Below are 16,991 nucleotides of genomic sequence, written 5' to 3'. Positions count from 1 at the left end.
GGGCGACAGCCACGCCGCCCCGGCTATTCCCTGCCCGGCTCACACCGCCAGGCAGAGGTACTTGATTTCCAGATAGTCCTCGATGCCGTATCTGGAGCCTTCACGCCCCAGGCCGGACTGCTTCACCCCACCGAACGGCGCGACCTCGTTGGAGATCAGCCCGGTGTTGATCCCGACCATGCCGTATTCCAGTCGCTCGGCGACCCGGAACACGCGGGCCAGGTCGCGGCTGTAGAAGTACGCCGCCAGGCCGTACAGGGTGTCGTTGGCCAGTTCGATCACCTCGGCGTCGGAGGAGAAGCGCACCAGGGCCGCCACCGGGCCGAAGATTTCGTCCTGCAGCAGGTCCATGCCGGGGCGAATACCGCCAAGCACGGTTGGCTCGAAGAAGTTGCCGCCCAGGGCATGGGGCTTGCCGCCCAGCACCAGCTCGGCGCCCTTGGCGGTGGCGTCGTCCACCAGGCTCTGCACCTTGCTCACTGCCTTGTCGGTGATCAGCGGGCCGATCTGCGTGTTCGGCTCCGCACCGTGGCCGACCGCCAGCTCGCGCACCCGCTCGACGAAGCGCGCGGTGAAGCGCTCGTACACCGCGTCGTGCACATAGAAACGGTTGACGCACACGCAGGTCTGCCCGGCGTTGCGGTACTTGGCGATCAGCGCACCCTCGACCGCCGCCTCGATATCGGCGTCCTCGAAGACGATGAACGGGGCATTGCCACCCAGCTCCAGCGAGACCTTCTTGATGGTGTCCGCGCATTGCGCCATGAGCAGGCGGCCAACCGGTGTCGAGCCGGTGAAGCTGAGCTTGCGCACCAGCGGATGGCCGGTGAGCTGCGCGCCGATCGCTGGCGCATCGCCGGTCACCACGTTGAGCACACCCGCCGGCACGCCCGCGCGCTCGGCCAGCTCAACCAGCGCCAGCGCGGAGAACGGCGTCTCGTTGGCCGGCTTGATCACCATCGTGCAGCCAGCGGCCAAGGCCGGCGCGGCTTTGCGGGTGATCATCGCCGCCGGGAAGTTCCACGGGGTGATGGCGGCGCACACGCCGATGCCCTGCTTGATCACCAGCAGGCGCTTGTCCGCGGCCGGGCTCGGGATCACGTCGCCGTAGATGCGTTTGCCTTCTTCGGCGAACCACTCGATGAAGGAAGCGGCGTAGCGGATTTCGCCCAGCGCTTCATGCAGCGGCTTGCCCTGCTCGAAGGTCATCAGGCGCGCCAGGTCTTCTTCGTGTTCGAGCAGCAATTCGAACCAGCGGCGCAGGATCTGCGCGCGCTCCTTGGCGGTCTTCGCGCGCCAGCCTTCCAGCGCGGCGTTGGCGGCTTCGATGGCGCGCACGGCTTCGGCGCCGCCCATCAGCGGCACGCTGCCCAGGCGCTCGCCGGTGGCCGGGTCATGCACGTCCAGGCTGCGGCCGTCGTCGGCGTCGCACCAGCGCCCATCGACGTAGGCTTGCTGGCGGAACAGTTTGCAATCGTTGAGTTTCACGCAAGGTACTCCGCGAGATGCCGCCGGCCGCAGAGGTCGGCGGCGAGCTGGATCAGTCGAGGTGGGCGACGGCGATCAGGTTGTGGAAGTGGGCGATGCCGTGCTCGCTGATGCCGGAGCGCTCCTTGTCCACCATGATCCGGCCCTGGCCACGGTAGCCACGGGACTTCAGGCCCTTCTGCACGCTCTCGACCAGGCGCAGGTCTTCCGGACGGAAGACTTCGCGGTACCAGTCGATCAGCTTCTGCTGCTCTTCGGTGATGTCCTTGTTGAGGAAGTAGATGTCGTAGTGCTGCAGGGTGGTTTCTGCGTCGACCGGGAACTCGTAGATCACGGTCATGAAGTTGGCGCCCGGCGGCACGTTGAACATGGTGCACGGCCAGGCCCAGAAGCCGGCGAAGGACGGATCGGAAACCGATTCGTCGACCTTGAACGACTGCTCGGAGGACTTGGCGATGCCGTACTGCAGCGACCAGTTGCCGTGCAGAGTGTGGGTGTACTGGCCGACGTCCACGGAGTCAGCGAAGCTCGGGTGAGCCGGGCCGCAGTGGTAGCACTCCATGTAGTTGTCGACGATGGACTTCCAGTTGGCCGGAGTGTTGCTGACGAAACGCGCTGCCAGGTGCAGGTCGTCGATCACGCCGCAGGCCTGGCGCATGCGCGCTTCCAGGCCCGGCAACTGCTCTTCGACGCTGCCGGCATTGAGGTCCATGTTGATGAAGATGAAGCCTGCGTACTCCTCGACCTTCACCGGTACCAGGCTGTAGTCGCCCTTGTCGAAGGCTTCGACCTGATCGCAGTTGCGCACGTGGGTCAGTTCGCCGTCGAGCTTGAAGGTCCAGGCGTGGTAGGGGCAGGCGATGACGTTCTTGGCGATGCCGCCGGTGCCTTCCAGGAGCTGGTGGCCACGGTGCGGGCAGACGTTGTAGAAGGCGCGCAGCACGTCGTCGCGGCCACGGATGACGATGATGCTCTCGCCGATCACCTCGCGGACGATGTAGGCGTTCTTCTGCGCCACCTCGCTGCGGTGCCCCATGCAGATCCAGCTGTGGGCGAAGATCTTTTCCTTCTCATGCTCGAAGACGGCATCGCTGGTGTAGAACTTCGCCGGGATGGTGTAGGCGTGGTTCGGGTTGTTGCAGAAATCGGCGGGCAGGCGTTCGAAATCGGTCATCTTGCTATCTCCAGGCTTCATCGACTCGCGGCGAGGCGGTCGGTTTACTTGTTAGTTAACTGCAACCCGATGGTTAACAGAGCAGGCAAAAAAAAGCCTGCAGGTGGCGCCGCCCTCGGGCTGGCGGCGCCACGCAGGAATCACTGGGCGAGCGCCACCGGTTCACTCAGCGGCTTACCCACAGGCGCCACCTCCGGTTGATGCTCAAGGTCGGCCATCGCCGCCGCCTCTTCCTCGATGCGGTAGGCCGGCATGTTGCCGTAGTCCTGCAACATCCACTTGAAGAAGCCGTAGACCTTCACCAGCAGGATCAGCGTGAACGGAATCGCGGTGAGCACCACGGCGGTCTTCATGGTCGACAGGGAGGCCTTGGCGAACAGCATGGCCAGCGGCACCAGGGTCAGGGTCACGCACCAGAACAGACGATGGGTCGGCGTCGGATCGTCGCCTTCCTGCAGGTTGCGGGTGCTGGTGGCGGCAACGGCGTAGGCCGCTGCGTCCATGTGCGAGGCGCAGAACACGGCCATGATGAACAGGTACACGGCGAGGAACACCTTGCCCATTGGCAGCGCTACCAGCAGGGCTTCCACCGCGCTTTCGCCACCCTGTTCGCTGAGGATCTTCGGCACGTCGATGGCGCCGCTGATGAACTGGTGCATGCTGTAGCTTTCCAGCGCGCCGAAGAAGAACCAGCAGCCCAGGCTACCGCCCAGCAGCAGGGCGAACACCACTTCCTTGATCTGCCTGCCACGGGATACGCGGGTCACGAACATCGCGACGCCTGGCGCGTAGGACACCCACCAGAGCCAGTAGAACACCGTCCAGTTGCGGGTGAATGCGCCGTCGCCCGCCGGGTCGGTGAACAGGCTCATGTGCACGTAGTTCTGGATCATCAGGCCGATGCCGTTGGCGGTGTTGTTGATGGTGAACTGGGTCGGACCGACCAGCAGCACCACCGCGGCGAACACCAGCGCGCCGTAGCAGACGATCTTGCTCAGCTTCTGCAGGCCGCCGTCGATGCCGATGTAGGAGCTGAGGGAGAACAGAATGGCAATCACGCCGATCACCATGACCTGCACGAAGAAGGTATCGGGCGTACCCATCAGCCCGGACAGGCCACGGGTCAGGGTCGATGCCGTGAGCGCCAGGGAAACGGTGAGCGCCCCCATCATGGTCAGCAGGAAGATCAGGTCCACCACCCGGCCAACCGGGCCGGTGGCTTTGAAGCCGGTGACAGCCTCGACGATGGACGCCAGGTTCAGGCCGCTCTTCTTGCGCACATGGAAGTGGTACGCCATCGCCAGCGAGGCCAGGGCGTAGATCGACCAGGCGCTGATGCCCCAATGGAAGAACGAGTAGCTGACGCTGTACTCCAGAGCCTCCCGCGACTGCGGCGCGATATTCAGGCCCGGCGACTGGTAGTAGTAGGCCCACTCCATGACGCCCCAGTAGAGAGTCGAGGAACCCATACCCGCGCAGATGAACATGAACACCCAGGTGGCGGTGGAGTATTCCGGCTTGCCACTGCCCAGACGGATGTTGCCGTACTTGCTGAATGCGATGTACAGCACCGCCAGCGAGCTGCCGAAGATCAGCAACTGGACGCCGGTACCGAAGGAACGGGTGGAAAACTCGAACAACTGATTAGCGGCATGCTCCGCCTCCGCCGGGAAGGCGGCGAGGCCGACCACGGTGAGCAATACCGCTACGAGGCTCACGGTGATCAGGAATACATCGACCTTTTTATTCTTGTGGGACATCAGGCGTCTCCTGGATGTTTTTGTTGTGCTCCGCATCCGGCGCAGGCAGGCGCATGGAGGCGAAGTGCAGCGCTAGGGCAGGTTGACGTTTCTCCTATCTATCAACCATTGGTTAACAACGATCTATTGGTTAACAGTGTGCGGTGATTTGCCACACAACGCAAGAGCAGGCCATCGGCTGACGGTGACGCCACCCTCCATCCGAGTGACGCCACCCCACGGTTGCCGATGGCTCAGTTGGCGACGATCTCGGCGATGGCCTGGCCGACCGCCTGCGTCGACAGCTTGCCGCCCATGTCGCGAGTCACCTCACCGCCGGCGATCACCTGCTCGATGGCACCGAGAATGTCGTCATGGGCGGCGCGGTAGCGCTCGTCGCCCTGGCCGAGGAACTCCAGCATCAGCGCGCCGGACCAGATCATGGCGATAGGGTTGGCAATGTTCTGGCCGAAGATGTCCGGTGCCGAGCCGTGCACCGGCTCGAACAGAGAGGGGAAGTTGCGCTCGGGGTTGAGGTTGGCCGACGGCGCGATACCGATGGTGCCGGCACACGCCGGGCCGAGGTCGGAAAGGATGTCACCGAACAGGTTGGAGGCGACCACCACGTCGAAGCGCTCTGGTTGCAGCACGAAGCGCGCGCAGAGGATGTCGATGTGCTGCTTGTCCCAGGTGATCTGCGGGTACTTCGCCGCCATCGCCTCGGTGCGCTCGTCCCAGTAGGGCATGCTCACCGCCATGCCGTTGGACTTGGTCGCCGAGGTCAGGCGCTTGCGCTCGCGGGTCTGCGCCAGCTCGAAGGCGTACTTGAGGATGCGGTCCACGCCACGGCGGGTGAACACCGACTCCTGCAGCACGAACTCGTTCTCGGTGCCTTCGAACATGCGGCCGCCCAGGGACGAGTACTCGCCCTCGGTGTTCTCGCGGATCACCACGAAATCGATGTCGCCGGGTTGCTTGTTGGCCAGTGGGCACGGCACGCCGGGGAACAGACGCACCGGACGGATGTTCACGTACTGATCGAAGTCGCGGCGGAACTTCAGCAGCGAGCCCCACAGGGAGATGTGGTCCGGTACTTTCTCGGGCCAGCCGACCGCACCGAAGTACAGCGCATCGAAGCCCTTGAGCTGCTCGAACCAGTCGTCCGGCATCATCTTGCCGTGTTCCAGGTAGTAGTCGCAGCTGGCCCACTCGAAGTGTTCGAACTCCAGCGCCAGGCCATGCTTGCGCGCAGCCGCCTGAACCACGCGCAGGCCCTCGGGAAGGACTTCCTGGCCGATACCGTCACCGGGAATGGCAGCGATTCTGTATGTCTTGCTCATGGGGCACCCTTGCAGATGGGATGGGGAAGTAGTGCCGGCCATGCTATAAGTCGACGAATCAAACATAATCTCCACTTCTGTGGATTCTTGAATCACAAATCGTGAACAATCTGCCGAACCTGGAAGACCTCAACGTCTTCGTCCATGTCGTCCGCCGTTCCGGCTTTGCCAGCGCCGCCAGCGAGCTGGGCATGTCCACAGCCTTCATCAGCAAGCGCATCCGCCTGCTTGAACAGAACCTCGGCGTGCGCCTGCTGCACCGCACCACCCGTCGGGTATCGGTGAGCGAGGACGGCGAGCGCGTCTATCAATGGGCGCTGCGCATACTCGACTCGGTGCAGCGCATGGGCGACGAGGTATCCGCGCTGCACCGCGAACCCAGCGGCCAGTTGCGCATCGCCAGCAGCCTTGGCCTGGGCCGGCGCTTCGTCGCCCCGGCGCTTTCGGAACTGGCAGCCCGACACCCGCAACTGGACATCCGCCTGGACGTACAGGACCGCCTGGTGGACCTGCTCGACGAGGGCTTCGACCTCGACGTGCGGGTCGGCAACGAAATCTCCCCGCACCTGATCGCCAAGCCACTGGCGCGCAATCGCCGGGTGCTCTGCGCGGCGCCCGCCTACCTCGAGCGACGCGGCACTCCGCGCAGCCTGGCGGAACTGGCCGGGCACGACTGCCTGGTGATCAAGGAGCGCGACCACCCGTTCGGCGTCTGGCACCTGCAAGGCCCGGGAGGCGAGGAAAGCGTGAAAGTGACCGGGCCGCTGTCATCCAACCACGGCGAAGTAGTGCACCAGTGGTGCATCGACGGGCGCGGTATCCTGTTGCGCTCCTGGTGGGACGTCCACGACAGCCTGGCCGACGGCCGGTTGCAGCGGGTGCTGCCGGAATACCAGCAGCCGGCGGACATCTGGGCGGTGTACACCGCACCATTGGCCGGCTCGGCCAAGGTGCGGGTGGCGGTGGAGTTCCTGCGCCAATACTTCACCGAGCGCTACAGCCTGCCGGACGCCTGAGCGCCAGCCATTTTTCTGCCGCGGACGGCGCTCCATGCGGGGAAGTGCGGCAGGGTTACAGTTGGGCGACGTGGCCACCGCCGCCCTGGTGCGCGCGCAAGTATGGCAATACTGCGCTGAGCAGCGGCTCCTTGAAGTCTTCCTGGAAGCGGTGCGCCATGCCAGGAATCAGCCTTAGCTCCGAGCCGCGAATGTGCGCCGCTACGTGCACCCCGTGCATGACCGGCAGCAGCGGGTCCGCGGTGCCGTGGACCACCAGCGTCGGCACCTCCAGGCGGTTGAGCAGCTCCACCCGGCTCGGCTCGGCAAGGATCGCCAGCATCTGCCGCTGCACGCCCTCTGGATTGAAGGCGCGGTCATAGGAGCGCGCGGCCTGTTGCAGCAACTGCTGCCGGTCGTCACGCACCTCCGGGCTGCCGAGCGCGGCAAGCAGGTCGGCCTGCTGTTCGATGGCTTGCTCGCGACTGGCCGCCTCGCGCCGGGCCAGCAGGCGCAGCAGCGCTTCACTGGGTGCGGGCAGGCCCTGGGCACCGGAGCTGGTCATCACCAGGGTCAGGCTTATCACCCGCTCCGGCGCGAGATCAGCCACATGCTGGGCGATCATTCCGCCCATGCTCGCCCCGAGTACATGGGCGCGACGAATGTGCAGGGCATCGAGCAGGAGCAGTGCGTCACCGGCCATGTCGGTCAGGCTGTAGGGCGCACTCACCGGCAGGCCCAGGCGGTAGCGGATGACTTCGTAGGTGAGATTGCCGCTGGGCGCAGGCACTCGCCAGGCCGACAGGCCGACGTCGCGGTTGTCGTAACGGATCACGCGGAAGCCCTGCTGGCAGAGCGCTTCCACCACCTCGTCCGGCCAGTGGATCAGTTGCCCGCCCAGCCCCATGATCAGCAGCAGCGTTGGGTCCTGCGGACGACCGACGCTCTGGTACGCCAGACGCACATCGCCCAGGTCCACCAGATCGGTCGGTACCCGGGGATCGCAACGATCGCCGGCAAAGGAGAGTGAGGGCAGTCCGCATACAAGGGCGACCGCCAGCAAGAAGGCACGCATGAGTGAAAATCCGGAACGCAAAACCCCAGTGGAACGGGATTCTGATGAATTTCCGTCGCTCGCTCTGCCACAACCGCATGACAGTTTCGTGAAACGCGCCGAGCGGTCATCGACCAGGCACAGCGCGCCCTGAAGCACGACACTCAGGGAGAGCCTCCTCGCGCCGTCAGCGAATCAGGCGAACTCGCGGCGCAACTGACGCGCCGCCGCCACCAGATTGATCAGCGCCGCCTCGGTCTCCGGCCAGCCGCGCGTCTTCAACCCGCAGTCGGGATTCACCCACAGTCGCCCGGCCGGGATGCGCTGCGCCGCCTTGCGCATCAGCTTGACCATTTCCTCGGTGGACGGCACGCGCGGCGAGTGGATGTCGTAGACGCCCGGGCCGATCTCGTTGGGATACTCGAACGCCTCGAAGGCATCCAGCAGCTCCATGTCCGAGCGCGAGGTCTCGATGGTGATCACATCGGCATCCATCGCGGCGATAGACTCGATCACATCGTTGAACTCGCTGTAGCACATGTGCGTGTGGATCTGGGTTTCGTCGCGCACGCCGGATGCACACAGGCGGAACGCCTCGGTGGCCCAGTCCAGGTAGGATTTCCACTGCTCGCGGCGCAACGGCAGGCCCTCGCGGAACGCCGCCTCGTCGATCTGCACGATGCGGATGCCAGCACGCTCCAGGTCCACGACCTCGTCACGGATCGCCAGCGCCAACTGGCGAGCCTGCTCCTCTCGGGAAACGTCCTCGCGTGGGAAGGACCACATCAGCATCGTCACCGGGCCAGTGAGCATGCCTTTCATTACCTTGTCGGTAAGGCCCTGGGCGTAGCGAATCCAGTCGACCGTCATCGGTCGCGGACGGCTCAGGTCGCCATAGATCACCGCCGGTTTCACACAGCGCGAGCCATAGCTCTGGACCCAGCCGAAGCGGGTGAACAGGTAGCCGTCGAGCTGTTCGGCGAAGTACTCGACCATGTCGTTGCGTTCGGCCTCGCCGTGGACCAGCACATCCAGGCCCAACCCTTCCTGCAGTTCGACCGCATGGCGGATTTCGCTGTGCATGGCTTCGGTATAGTCGGCAGCCGACAGCTTGCCCTGACGGAACGCCTGGCGTGCCAGACGAATCGCCGGGGTCTGTGGGAACGAGCCGATGGTGGTGGTCGGGAACAATGGCAGATCCAGCCCGGCGCGCTGCTTCTGGATACGGACGGCGAACGGCGAAAGGCGTTGCGCATCCCGGGCACCGATCGCCTTCAGCCGCGCCTGCACCTCGGGCTTGTGAATCCGCGGCGAAGCGGCGCGGCTGGCCTGCATGGCGCGGCTCTCGGACAGGGCCGCGAGCACATCCGGCGCCTCGGGCTGCTCCAGCGCACGGGCGAGCACAGCGACCTCGCCACACTTCTGCACGGCGAACGCCAACCAGCTTTTCAGTTCGGCATCCAACTGATCTTCACGGGCAAGGTCCACCGGGCAATGCAACAGCGAACAGGATGGCGCCACCCACAGCCGCTCACCGAGCCGCTCATGGGCGTGGCGCAGCACGTCCAGGGCCTGCTCCAGGTAGCAACGCCAGACGTTGCGGCCGTTCACCAGCCCCAGCGACAGCACCTTGTAGGACGGCAGGCGGTCGAGAATGGTCGGGTACTGTTGCGGCGCTCGCACCAGGTCGATGTGCAGCCCATCCAGCGGCAGGCTGGCGGCCAGGCCGAGCGAGTCTTCGAGACCGCCGAAATAGGTGGCCAGCAGCTTCCTCAGCGGTTCGCGCTGGAGAATGTTGTAGGCACGCTCGAAGGCATTCTTCCAGTCCTGCGGCAGGTCGAGCACCAGGATCGGTTCGTCTATCTGCACCCACTCCACGCCCTGTGCGGCAAGGCGCTGGAAGATCTCGCCATAGACCGGCAGCAGGCGTTCGAGCAGGTCGAGCTTGTCGAACTCGGCGCCCTTGGCCTTGCCCAGCCAGAGGTACGTCAGCGGACCGATCACCACCGGCTTGACCTTGTGGCCCAGCGCCAGCGCTTCATCCACTTCTTCGAACAACTGTTCCCAGCTCAGCTGGAACTGCTGGTCGGCGCTGAACTCCGGGACCAGGTAGTGATAGTTGGTGTCGAACCACTTGGTCAGTTCCTGGGCGAAACCGGGCTGCCCCTGGGCACCGCCACAGCACGCATCGCCACTGCGGCCACGGGCCATCGCGAACAGCGTGTGCAGGGTCGGCTTGCCATCCTGCGGGCGGAAGCGCTCGGGAATGGCGCCGAAGGTCAGCGAGTGAGTCAGCACCTGGTCGTACCAGGCGAAATCGCCCACCGGCAACAGGTCGATGCCGGCGTTCTTCTGCAATTGCCAGTGCGCGGCGCGCAGCTCGCGCCCCACTGCGCGCAGGCCGGCTTCATCCAGCTCCCCTCTCCAGAAGGCCTCCTGGGCCTTTTTCAGTTCGCGATCGCGACCGATACGGGGAAAACCGAGGGTGTGGGCCAATGCCATGCCGAAATCTCCAATGCGTCAGTTGAGCACATTGTCGACAGGCCACCGTTCATGAGACAAACTCAATTCCTTCGCTTTGAAATCAAGTTTTCCTCATATTGAGGTCGAGGCCGGCATCATGCTTGAACTCCGTCACCTGAAAACCCTGCACGCCCTGCGTGAGGCCGACAGCCTCGTGGAGGCCGCAGAGCGCCTGCACCTCACCCAGTCCGCACTCTCCCACCAGTTCAAGGAACTGGAAGACCGTCTCGGCCTGTCGCTGTTCATCCGCAAGACCAAGCCGGTGCGCTTCACCAGCGCCGGCCTGCGCCTGCTGCAACTGGCCGATTCCATGCTGCCGCAGCTACGCAGCGCCGAACGCGACCTCGCGCGCCTGGCCGGCGGCACCGCTGGCCGACTGCACATGGCCATCGAGTGCCATAGTTGCTTCCAGTGGCTGATGCCGACCATCGACCAGTTCCGCGATGCCTGGCCGGAAGTGGAACTGGACCTCGCCTCGGGCTTCTCCTTCGCCCCGCTGCCGGCGCTGGCCCGTGGCGACCTGGACCTGGTAGTGACCTCCGACCCGGTGGAAATCGCCGGCATCACCTACGTGCCGTTGTTCACCTATGAGGCGCTGCTGGCGGTGGACAACCAGCATGCGCTGGCCGGCAAATCCTTCATCATGCCCGAGGATCTGGCCAACCAGACGCTGATCACCTATCCGGTGGAACGCGACCGCCTGGATATCTTCACCCGCTTCCTCGAACCGGCCGACGTCGAACCGGCGCAGGTACGCACCTCCGAGTTGACGGTGATGATGATGCAGTTGGTGGCCTCCGGACGCGGCGTCTGCTGCCTGCCCAACTGGGCGCTGCACGAGTACAGCTCGCGTGGCTACGTAACCGCCAGGCGTCTGGGCGAGAAGGGCCTGTATTGCACCCTGTTCGCCGCGATCCGCGCCGACATGCTCGACGCGCCCTTCATGCGCGACTTCCTGCTGACCGCCAAGGACACCTCTTTCGCCACCCTGGAAGGCGTGAGCGCGGCCAAGGGCTGACAGGCCCACGCGGATAAAAAAAGCCCGCCATCGCTGGCGGGCTTCAAAGGAGTCAACGATTGACTAGTCGATCAATCATTACTACGCCACGACGAATCGTCGCGTAGGACAAATCATCGATTACTTGCAGGAAACATCCAATAGGCATTCATCAATGTAGGAATTAACCTCTGCTCATTGGGATAAAGCCCACAGAACGAGCTATCGCTCACTCGCGCCGCCGGCATCCGGTACATCGCTGCAAGCCGATCCTCACGCCTTTCCCGCCGCCCTTTCGTGCTCCGCGACCCACGCCGCATCGCGTTCCGCCACCCTGGCGAATGCAGGCCGCGCAGTCATCCGCTCCACGTAGCGCTGGAATACCGGCAGGTTGGGCACCACGCCGAAACCAATGGTCCAGTTGAGCGCCGAACCCCAGAGGATATCGGCAGCGGTCATACGGTTGCCGAGCAGGTACGGCCCCTCTTCGAGTTGATCGGCCAGTGTGCGTATCACGCTGTCATAGTCGCCGTAGGGACTCATCGCCGACGGCGCCGGGTCACGCTTGAGCGCGCGGTCCACCACCGCGGGTTCGAAGCTGGAGCCGTAGAACACCGTCCAGCGCAAGTACGGACCACGCAGCGGATCATCGAGCGCAGGCGCAAGACCGGCTCGGGGGAACAGGTCGGCGAGGTACAGGTACACCGCACCCTGCTCCGTCACCAGCGCATCGCCGTGGCGAATCGCCGGCACCTTGCCCAGCGGGTTGATCGCCAGGTAGGCCGGCTGGCGCTGCTCGCCGGCCTTCATGTTGATCAGTTCGAGGTCGTAGTCGGCACCCAGTTCCTCCAGCAGCACCAGGGTGCCGCTGGAACGCGTACGGGGCGAGTGATAGAAGGTGATGCGGGACATGACGGGTTCTCCTCGGGCTCCGCATGGAGTCCCCAGCATAGCCCCCCCGCGCCGTCATGCCTCCTCGAAGTTCATCTCCGGCGGCTGCTGGCGGAAACCGCCGGTGATCACCGCGAGGTAGATCAGGCCGATCGCCAGCCAGGAAACGCCGAGCCAGATAGCCAGGTGGTCGAGGCTGACCATCAGCCACAGGTCGGCGAACAGACCGATCAGCGGGAACACCAGGAACAGCACCAACTCACGCAGGCCGCGCCGTTGCGCATTCAGGTAGTAGTGGAAGATCACCGACAGGTTCACCAGGCTGAAGGCCAGGAACGCGCCGAAGTTGATGAACGAAGTAGAGGTGGTGACATCCATGTGCAGCGCCAGCAGTGCTACCACGCCGCACAGCACGATGCTGTTCACCGGCGTCTCGAAGCGCTTGCTGATGCGCCCGAAGAACGGTCGCGGCAGCACGCCGTCGCGGCCCATCGCGAAGAGCAGGCGCGAGGCACTGGCCTGGGCCGAAAGACCGGAGGTGAACTGGCCGACGATCAGGCCGATCAGGAAGAAGCTGACGAACAGGTCGCCACCGATGTTGCGGGCGATTTCATAGGCGGCAGAGTCCGCATTCTGGAATTCCACCGACGGGTGCGCCAACTGCACGAAGTAGCTGGCTGCGACGAAGATGCTGCCACCGATCAGGGTGATCAGCAGGATCGCGCGAGGAATGGTCTTGCGCGGCTCGTGGGTTTCCTCGGTCAGGGTGCTGACCGCATCGAAACCCAGGAACGAGTAGCAGGCGATGGCGGCGCCACCCATGATCAGTGGCAGTTGGGTGCCTTCCTTGAGGAACGGCTCCAGGGTCCACAGCGGCCGGCTGGCATCCCCCGTCACGTAGTGGATGGCAAGCCCGACGAAGGCCAGCAGCACGAGGAACTGCACCAGCATCAGCACGCCGTTGATATTCTTCGCCAGACGCAGGCCGACTACGTTGATCGCCGTGGTCACGCCGATGAACGCCAGCACCCAGAGGGCCTGCGGCACGGCCGGGAACGCCGAATGCAGATACGCGGCACCGATCAGCCAGATGGCCATCGGTAGGAACAGGTAATCCAGCAGCACGGCCCAGCCGGCAAGGAAGCCCAGCCTTGGACTGATCGACTTGCGCACATAGGTATAGGCGGAACCGGCTACTGGAAAGGCGGCGGCCATGCGCCCATAGCTCAGTGCGGTGAACAGCATCGCCACCGAGGCGACCAGGTACGCCGAGGGCACCACGCCGCGAGTGACGTCGGCAAGAATGCCGAAGGTGCCAAGGACGATGATCGGGGTCATGTAGGCGATGCCGAACAGCACCACCGAACCCAGCGACAGGGTTCGTTTCAATCGAGCCATTACTGCTTACTCCGCGTTGTGTTTGTTATGGCAGTGAAAATGCTGGCTTGCGCTCACCCGCAAGCCTCGCGGGCGCTCGCAGGCGCCCGTCGTTCTGGCGAATCGCTGTAGCGGCGCGCCCCTGCGCCACGGTGCATCAGACAGGAATGATCAGCTCGCGCAGGCCACCTTCGTGCTCGAGCATCTCGCCCGGCAACGCGAAGCGGCGCTCGGCCAGGTAGCTGTAATCGCGGCGCGCTTGCGCCAGGCGTTCGAAGTCCAGCTCGACGATTTGCCGGCACTCCTCACGGCCGGCCTCGCAGATCAGGTGTCCGAAGGGATCGACCACGGCGCTGCCGCCGGCGAACACCAGGTTGTCGTCGCCTTCGCCAACGCGGTTGACCATCACCGCATAGGCCTGGTTTTCCATGGCGCGGCCCATGATCGCGGTGCGATGGGTCGGACCGTAGGGGTCCATGTTGCCGTTGGTCACGATGATCAGCTCGGCGCCCAGTTGGCCAAGGGCGCGGGCCGACTCGGGGAACTCGATGTCGAAGCAGATCACGATGCCTACGCGGATGCCGTTCCACAGGCAGGTGGCATAGCGGTCGCCGGGGGTAAAGATGCCGCGGTCCGACGCCCACAGGTGCGTCTTGCGGTACTTCATGGCGATGCCTTCGGGGGTGATCAGCAGCGTAGTGTTGTAGAAGCGTCCGTCGGCGGCCTCGGCGAAACCCACGGTAACGCTGATGTTCTTCTCCTTCGCCGCGCGCTGCACGGCCTGCACGCTGGGGCCGTCGATCGGCTCGGCGATGGAAGCGATGTTCGCCTGGGTGGGGAAGCCGGTCAGTTGGGTCTCGGGAAACACCACCAGTTGGCTGTCCGGGGCACAGGCGTGGATCGCCTCCAGGGTACGGGCCAGGTTCCAGGCCACGTCACCATCACGGCCGGCGAGTTGGACGAGTTCTACTTTCATGGGGCTTCCTCGGGTTCTTGTCTTTCAGTGACCGGGCGCTGCAAAAGGCTCAGAATGCGCACCGCGCCGGCTCACGAATCTGTTCACCATCCCGCCAGCCGAAGCAGAACAAGGCGAGATCAAACGAAAATGCGCGGCCTGAAGACTGGATGAGCATTTTCAGGTTGTTTCCAACGCCGCTCTGCCGACCCGCGGCGGATCGTCAGCAGGTTCAGGGCATCCGCCGAGTATGCCGGCCACACCACCACTGGGGTAATTACGCCCGCGTGGTAACCCAACGGGGGTAGAGTCATGAGCCTTTCCCTTCAGGACATCGCCTGGCACCGCTCGGTCGGGCAACTGATCGAGGCGCTGGACAAGCCGAACTTCTGGACTTCGCTGGTGCGTCTGCTGGGCCAGTATGTGCCCTTCGACAGTTGGGTCGTGCTGCTCTTCAGCAATGGCAGGCCGCAGGTGTTCGCCGAATGCCCGGGCGAGGATGGCGGGCCGGACCCGCTGTTCCAGGACTACCTCAAGGGTCTCTACCTGCTCGACCCCTTCTACATCGCCAGCCGGGAGGCGCCCGGCAGCGGGCTGTTCCGCCTCGATGACGTGGCACCGGAGATGTTCGAGCGGACCGACTACTACCAGCGCTACTTCAGCCTCAACGTAGTGGCCGACGAAGTGCAGATCAACGTCCAGCTCGACGGCGAGCGCACCCTGTGCTGCTCGGTTGGCAGCAAGGGCCGCTTCACCCCCGAACAGATCGCCGTGCTGGCCCTCGTGCAGCCGTGGGTCGCCGCCCTGATGCGCCAGCGCATGGCCTTCGAACACGCAGGCAGCGCGCCCCCCGCGCCGCGCTGGCAGAACCGCCTGGAATCCACAGCGCAGCAAATGGAAACCCCGCTCACCGCCCGCGAACTGGAAGTCGGCCGGCTGATGCTCAGCGGCTGCTCCAGCAAGGAAATCGCCCGCAAACTGTCGATCTCCGCCGAAACCGTGAAGGTCCATCGCAAGCACATGTACGCCAAGCTCGGCATCAAGTCGCAGTCGGAACTGTTCTCGTTGTTCCTGCAGGCGCAGGGCTGATTATCAGTTGCTGCGCTGCAAGAGAGAGTGCGACCGGTCAGTGGCTCGGACCAAATGCCCTGCCAGGCGGATCGCAGGCTGGTCGACATAGCGCTCGAACAAACTCGCTATCAACAACAACAACGGCAGTATGACGATGAAGGTAGTCAGGATCGCTGGCAGCATCGTTGAGCGAGTGAACACGACGTTGAACACCGAGCAGCCAAGCGTAAACAATATCGGAAAGTGCACTAAGTAAAGGCTGAAGGAGATTTTCCCAAGCCACCGCAAGGGCCTAGCAGAAGCAAGCCTGCGTAACGGTGACGACAGGCAGATACCCAGCATGATCACGATTGCGGTGAGGATGTCGCGGAACTGTTCTGGACTTGTGGCCTGCGCATAGGTGATCGAGGCGAGCGCTCGCAGCAACGTGCCACTAGCCCAGGTGCCCAGTAGGGAGGACATCAGCACACCAATGAATAACAAAATAATGCCGATGGTTGGATTGAACTCGCGCGACAGCCACCTCTCTCTGCTGTGATAAGCGACAAAGCCCAGCAGAAACAAAGAGAACTGGCCGGTCCCGGTCACCAGAAGCGCACAGCAGAAGATCCCGATGAATACTGAGCGCGCCAGCAGATTCCGCGCCGCAGCCAGGAACAAGACGAGCAGCGACCCCCAGAACTCAATGTGCAGCGTCCATAAAGGGGGGTTTGAAGAGGTCGATATGGCGGGAAGCGACAGTACCGACCAGTTGGAGAATATCGACTGCCCCCCATATCCCAGCAACATGGAGTTCAGGCCAATCTCTCGCAGCAGAGCCAGGGGTGCAGTATCAATGTGATAGAGCCAGGCTGCCCAGGGCGAGCCGGTAACAGCCTGGGTGTGCTCCTTGGCACCCTGGAAGGCGAAGAACAACCCGAGCGCGAAGACCGCGGAGACGGCGACTGGAAGAAATAGTCGGATGAAGCGTTTGAGGGTCTGTGCCGGAAGCTGTTGAACCTTGTTGTCGAAGGCCCCTGCGAGAACGAAGCCGCTCATCAGAAAGAATATAAAGACGGCTGTGTAGCCATCGATCAGGAAGAACAGCGGCGTGTGGCTGAGTACCGACTCCAGTGGATAGTTACCTTCCTGGGCCACTCGCGCGAAAGCGGGAAAGAAAATGGCGCAGAAATGCAGTAGCACTACCTGCAACGCCGCAAGGCCACGGATTCCGTTGATAAATTCGAACTGTTCCTTCTGGCCTGCCATTCATATCTCCATCAACACGTATTGCGTTCTCCCATCAAAAAGGGAGCGTGCATTCTATTCATTCAGCGGCAGTCAGACAGATGAAAATGCTGAAGGCAACTTATGAAACACTGCTGATCAGCTTACCGATAGCAACGGG

13 protein-coding genes are annotated in these 16,991 nt (G+C 63.7%); 3 read left to right on the top strand and 10 right to left on the bottom strand.

What is annotated here, in order from left to right; all coding sequences use genetic code 11:
* Nucleotides 1–39: 39 nt before the first annotated feature.
* The 4 genes from OU419_RS07455 to OU419_RS07440 form a co-directional block, all read right to left on the bottom strand.
* Nucleotides 40–1,488 carry an NAD-dependent succinate-semialdehyde dehydrogenase gene (locus OU419_RS07455; RefSeq protein WP_254471641.1) on the bottom strand — a complete coding sequence of 483 codons (1,449 nt, stop codon included), beginning with the start codon at nucleotides 1,486–1,488 and terminating at the stop codon, nucleotides 40–42.
* 52 nt (nucleotides 1,489–1,540) lie between these two features.
* Complete coding sequence (locus tag OU419_RS07450) at nucleotides 1,541–2,662, bottom strand: aromatic ring-hydroxylating oxygenase subunit alpha (protein WP_254471642.1); 1,122 nt, start codon at nucleotides 2,660–2,662, stop codon at nucleotides 1,541–1,543.
* Between the two features lie 140 nt (nucleotides 2,663–2,802).
* Nucleotides 2,803–4,422 carry a BCCT family transporter gene (locus OU419_RS07445; RefSeq protein ID WP_302328917.1) on the bottom strand — a complete coding sequence of 540 codons (1,620 nt, stop codon included), beginning with the start codon at nucleotides 4,420–4,422 and terminating at the stop codon, nucleotides 2,803–2,805.
* 233 nt (nucleotides 4,423–4,655) lie between these two features.
* Nucleotides 4,656–5,741, bottom strand: coding sequence for a tartrate dehydrogenase (locus OU419_RS07440; protein ID WP_254471643.1), 1,086 nt, complete (start codon nucleotides 5,739–5,741; stop codon nucleotides 4,656–4,658).
* A 101-nt stretch (nucleotides 5,742–5,842) separates the two neighbouring features.
* On the opposite strand from OU419_RS07440, the gene OU419_RS07435 reads away from it, so the two are divergent.
* Nucleotides 5,843–6,757 carry a LysR substrate-binding domain-containing protein gene (locus OU419_RS07435; RefSeq protein WP_254471644.1) on the top strand — a complete coding sequence of 305 codons (915 nt, stop codon included), beginning with the start codon at nucleotides 5,843–5,845 and terminating at the stop codon, nucleotides 6,755–6,757.
* Nucleotides 6,758–6,812: 55 nt separating this feature from the next.
* Here the strand turns inward: OU419_RS07435 and OU419_RS07430 are convergent, their stop codons facing one another.
* Both OU419_RS07430 and metE read right to left on the bottom strand, forming a co-directional pair.
* Entirely contained in the window at nucleotides 6,813–7,811 is a 999-nt protein-coding gene (locus OU419_RS07430) for an alpha/beta fold hydrolase (protein ID WP_254471645.1), read from the bottom strand.
* 174 nt (nucleotides 7,812–7,985) lie between these two features.
* Nucleotides 7,986–10,292, bottom strand: coding sequence for a 5-methyltetrahydropteroyltriglutamate--homocysteine S-methyltransferase (gene metE, locus OU419_RS07425; protein ID WP_254471646.1), 2,307 nt, complete (start codon nucleotides 10,290–10,292; stop codon nucleotides 7,986–7,988).
* Between the two features lie 118 nt (nucleotides 10,293–10,410).
* On the opposite strand from metE, the gene metR reads away from it, so the two are divergent.
* Nucleotides 10,411–11,331 carry a transcriptional regulator MetR gene (metR, locus tag OU419_RS07420; protein WP_254471647.1) on the top strand — a complete coding sequence of 307 codons (921 nt, stop codon included), beginning with the start codon at nucleotides 10,411–10,413 and terminating at the stop codon, nucleotides 11,329–11,331.
* Between the two features lie 252 nt (nucleotides 11,332–11,583).
* Here metR and OU419_RS07415 read toward each other — a convergent pair whose 3' ends face one another.
* The 3 genes from OU419_RS07415 to OU419_RS07405 all read right to left on the bottom strand — a co-directional run bounded on the left by OU419_RS07415 (nucleotide 11,584) and on the right by OU419_RS07405 (nucleotide 14,554).
* Nucleotides 11,584–12,222: a glutathione S-transferase family protein gene (locus OU419_RS07415; RefSeq protein WP_254471648.1), complete on the bottom strand. Its 639-nt coding sequence runs from the start codon at nucleotides 12,220–12,222 to the stop codon at nucleotides 11,584–11,586.
* A 54-nt stretch (nucleotides 12,223–12,276) separates the two neighbouring features.
* The gene (locus tag OU419_RS07410) at nucleotides 12,277–13,599 is read right to left on the bottom strand and encodes an APC family permease (RefSeq protein ID WP_254471649.1); all 1,323 of its coding nucleotides are present in this window, start codon (nucleotides 13,597–13,599) and stop codon (nucleotides 12,277–12,279) included.
* A 136-nt stretch (nucleotides 13,600–13,735) separates the two neighbouring features.
* A complete protein-coding gene (locus OU419_RS07405) occupies nucleotides 13,736–14,554 on the bottom strand; it encodes a carbon-nitrogen hydrolase family protein (protein WP_254471650.1) in 819 nt (272 codons plus the stop codon).
* A 291-nt stretch (nucleotides 14,555–14,845) separates the two neighbouring features.
* Here OU419_RS07405 and OU419_RS07400 point away from each other — a divergent pair, with 291 nt between their 5' ends.
* Nucleotides 14,846–15,622 carry a helix-turn-helix transcriptional regulator gene (locus OU419_RS07400; RefSeq protein WP_254471651.1) on the top strand — a complete coding sequence of 259 codons (777 nt, stop codon included), beginning with the start codon at nucleotides 14,846–14,848 and terminating at the stop codon, nucleotides 15,620–15,622.
* A 3-nt stretch (nucleotides 15,623–15,625) separates the two neighbouring features.
* Here OU419_RS07400 and OU419_RS07395 read toward each other — a convergent pair whose 3' ends face one another.
* Nucleotides 15,626–16,852 (bottom strand): acyltransferase family protein, encoded by a 1,227-nt coding sequence (locus OU419_RS07395; RefSeq protein ID WP_254471652.1) that lies wholly within the window; start codon nucleotides 16,850–16,852, stop codon nucleotides 15,626–15,628.
* Between the last annotated feature and the right edge of the window lie 139 nt (nucleotides 16,853–16,991).

Source organism: Pseudomonas triclosanedens, assembly GCF_026686735.1.
GTDB lineage: Bacteria > Pseudomonadota > Gammaproteobacteria > Pseudomonadales > Pseudomonadaceae > Pseudomonas > Pseudomonas triclosanedens.
The sequence above is the reverse complement of the archived record's forward strand: the minus strand, read 5'-3'. Positions and strand labels throughout refer to the sequence as shown.

Excerpts from the sequence above, each read along its gene's own strand:
- OU419_RS07395 (WP_254471652.1), bottom strand. The coding sequence starts at position 16,852 with ATGGCAGGCCAGAAGGAACAGTTCGAATTTATCAACGGAATCCGTGGC.
- OU419_RS07450 (WP_254471642.1), bottom strand. The coding sequence starts at position 2,662 with ATGACCGATTTCGAACGCCTGCCCGCCGATTTCTGCAACAACCCGAAC.
- metR (WP_254471647.1), top strand. The coding sequence starts at position 10,411 with ATGCTTGAACTCCGTCACCTGAAAACCCTGCACGCCCTGCGTGAGGCC.
- metE (WP_254471646.1), bottom strand. The coding sequence starts at position 10,292 with ATGGCATTGGCCCACACCCTCGGTTTTCCCCGTATCGGTCGCGATCGC.
- OU419_RS07415 (WP_254471648.1), bottom strand. The coding sequence starts at position 12,222 with ATGTCCCGCATCACCTTCTATCACTCGCCCCGTACGCGTTCCAGCGGC.
- OU419_RS07400 (WP_254471651.1), top strand. The coding sequence starts at position 14,846 with ATGAGCCTTTCCCTTCAGGACATCGCCTGGCACCGCTCGGTCGGGCAA.
- OU419_RS07440 (WP_254471643.1), bottom strand. The coding sequence starts at position 5,741 with ATGAGCAAGACATACAGAATCGCTGCCATTCCCGGTGACGGTATCGGC.
- OU419_RS07410 (WP_254471649.1), bottom strand. The coding sequence starts at position 13,599 with ATGGCTCGATTGAAACGAACCCTGTCGCTGGGTTCGGTGGTGCTGTTC.
- OU419_RS07405 (WP_254471650.1), bottom strand. The coding sequence starts at position 14,554 with ATGAAAGTAGAACTCGTCCAACTCGCCGGCCGTGATGGTGACGTGGCC.
- OU419_RS07430 (WP_254471645.1), bottom strand. The coding sequence starts at position 7,811 with ATGCGTGCCTTCTTGCTGGCGGTCGCCCTTGTATGCGGACTGCCCTCA.
- OU419_RS07445 (WP_302328917.1), bottom strand. The coding sequence starts at position 4,422 with ATGTCCCACAAGAATAAAAAGGTCGATGTATTCCTGATCACCGTGAGC.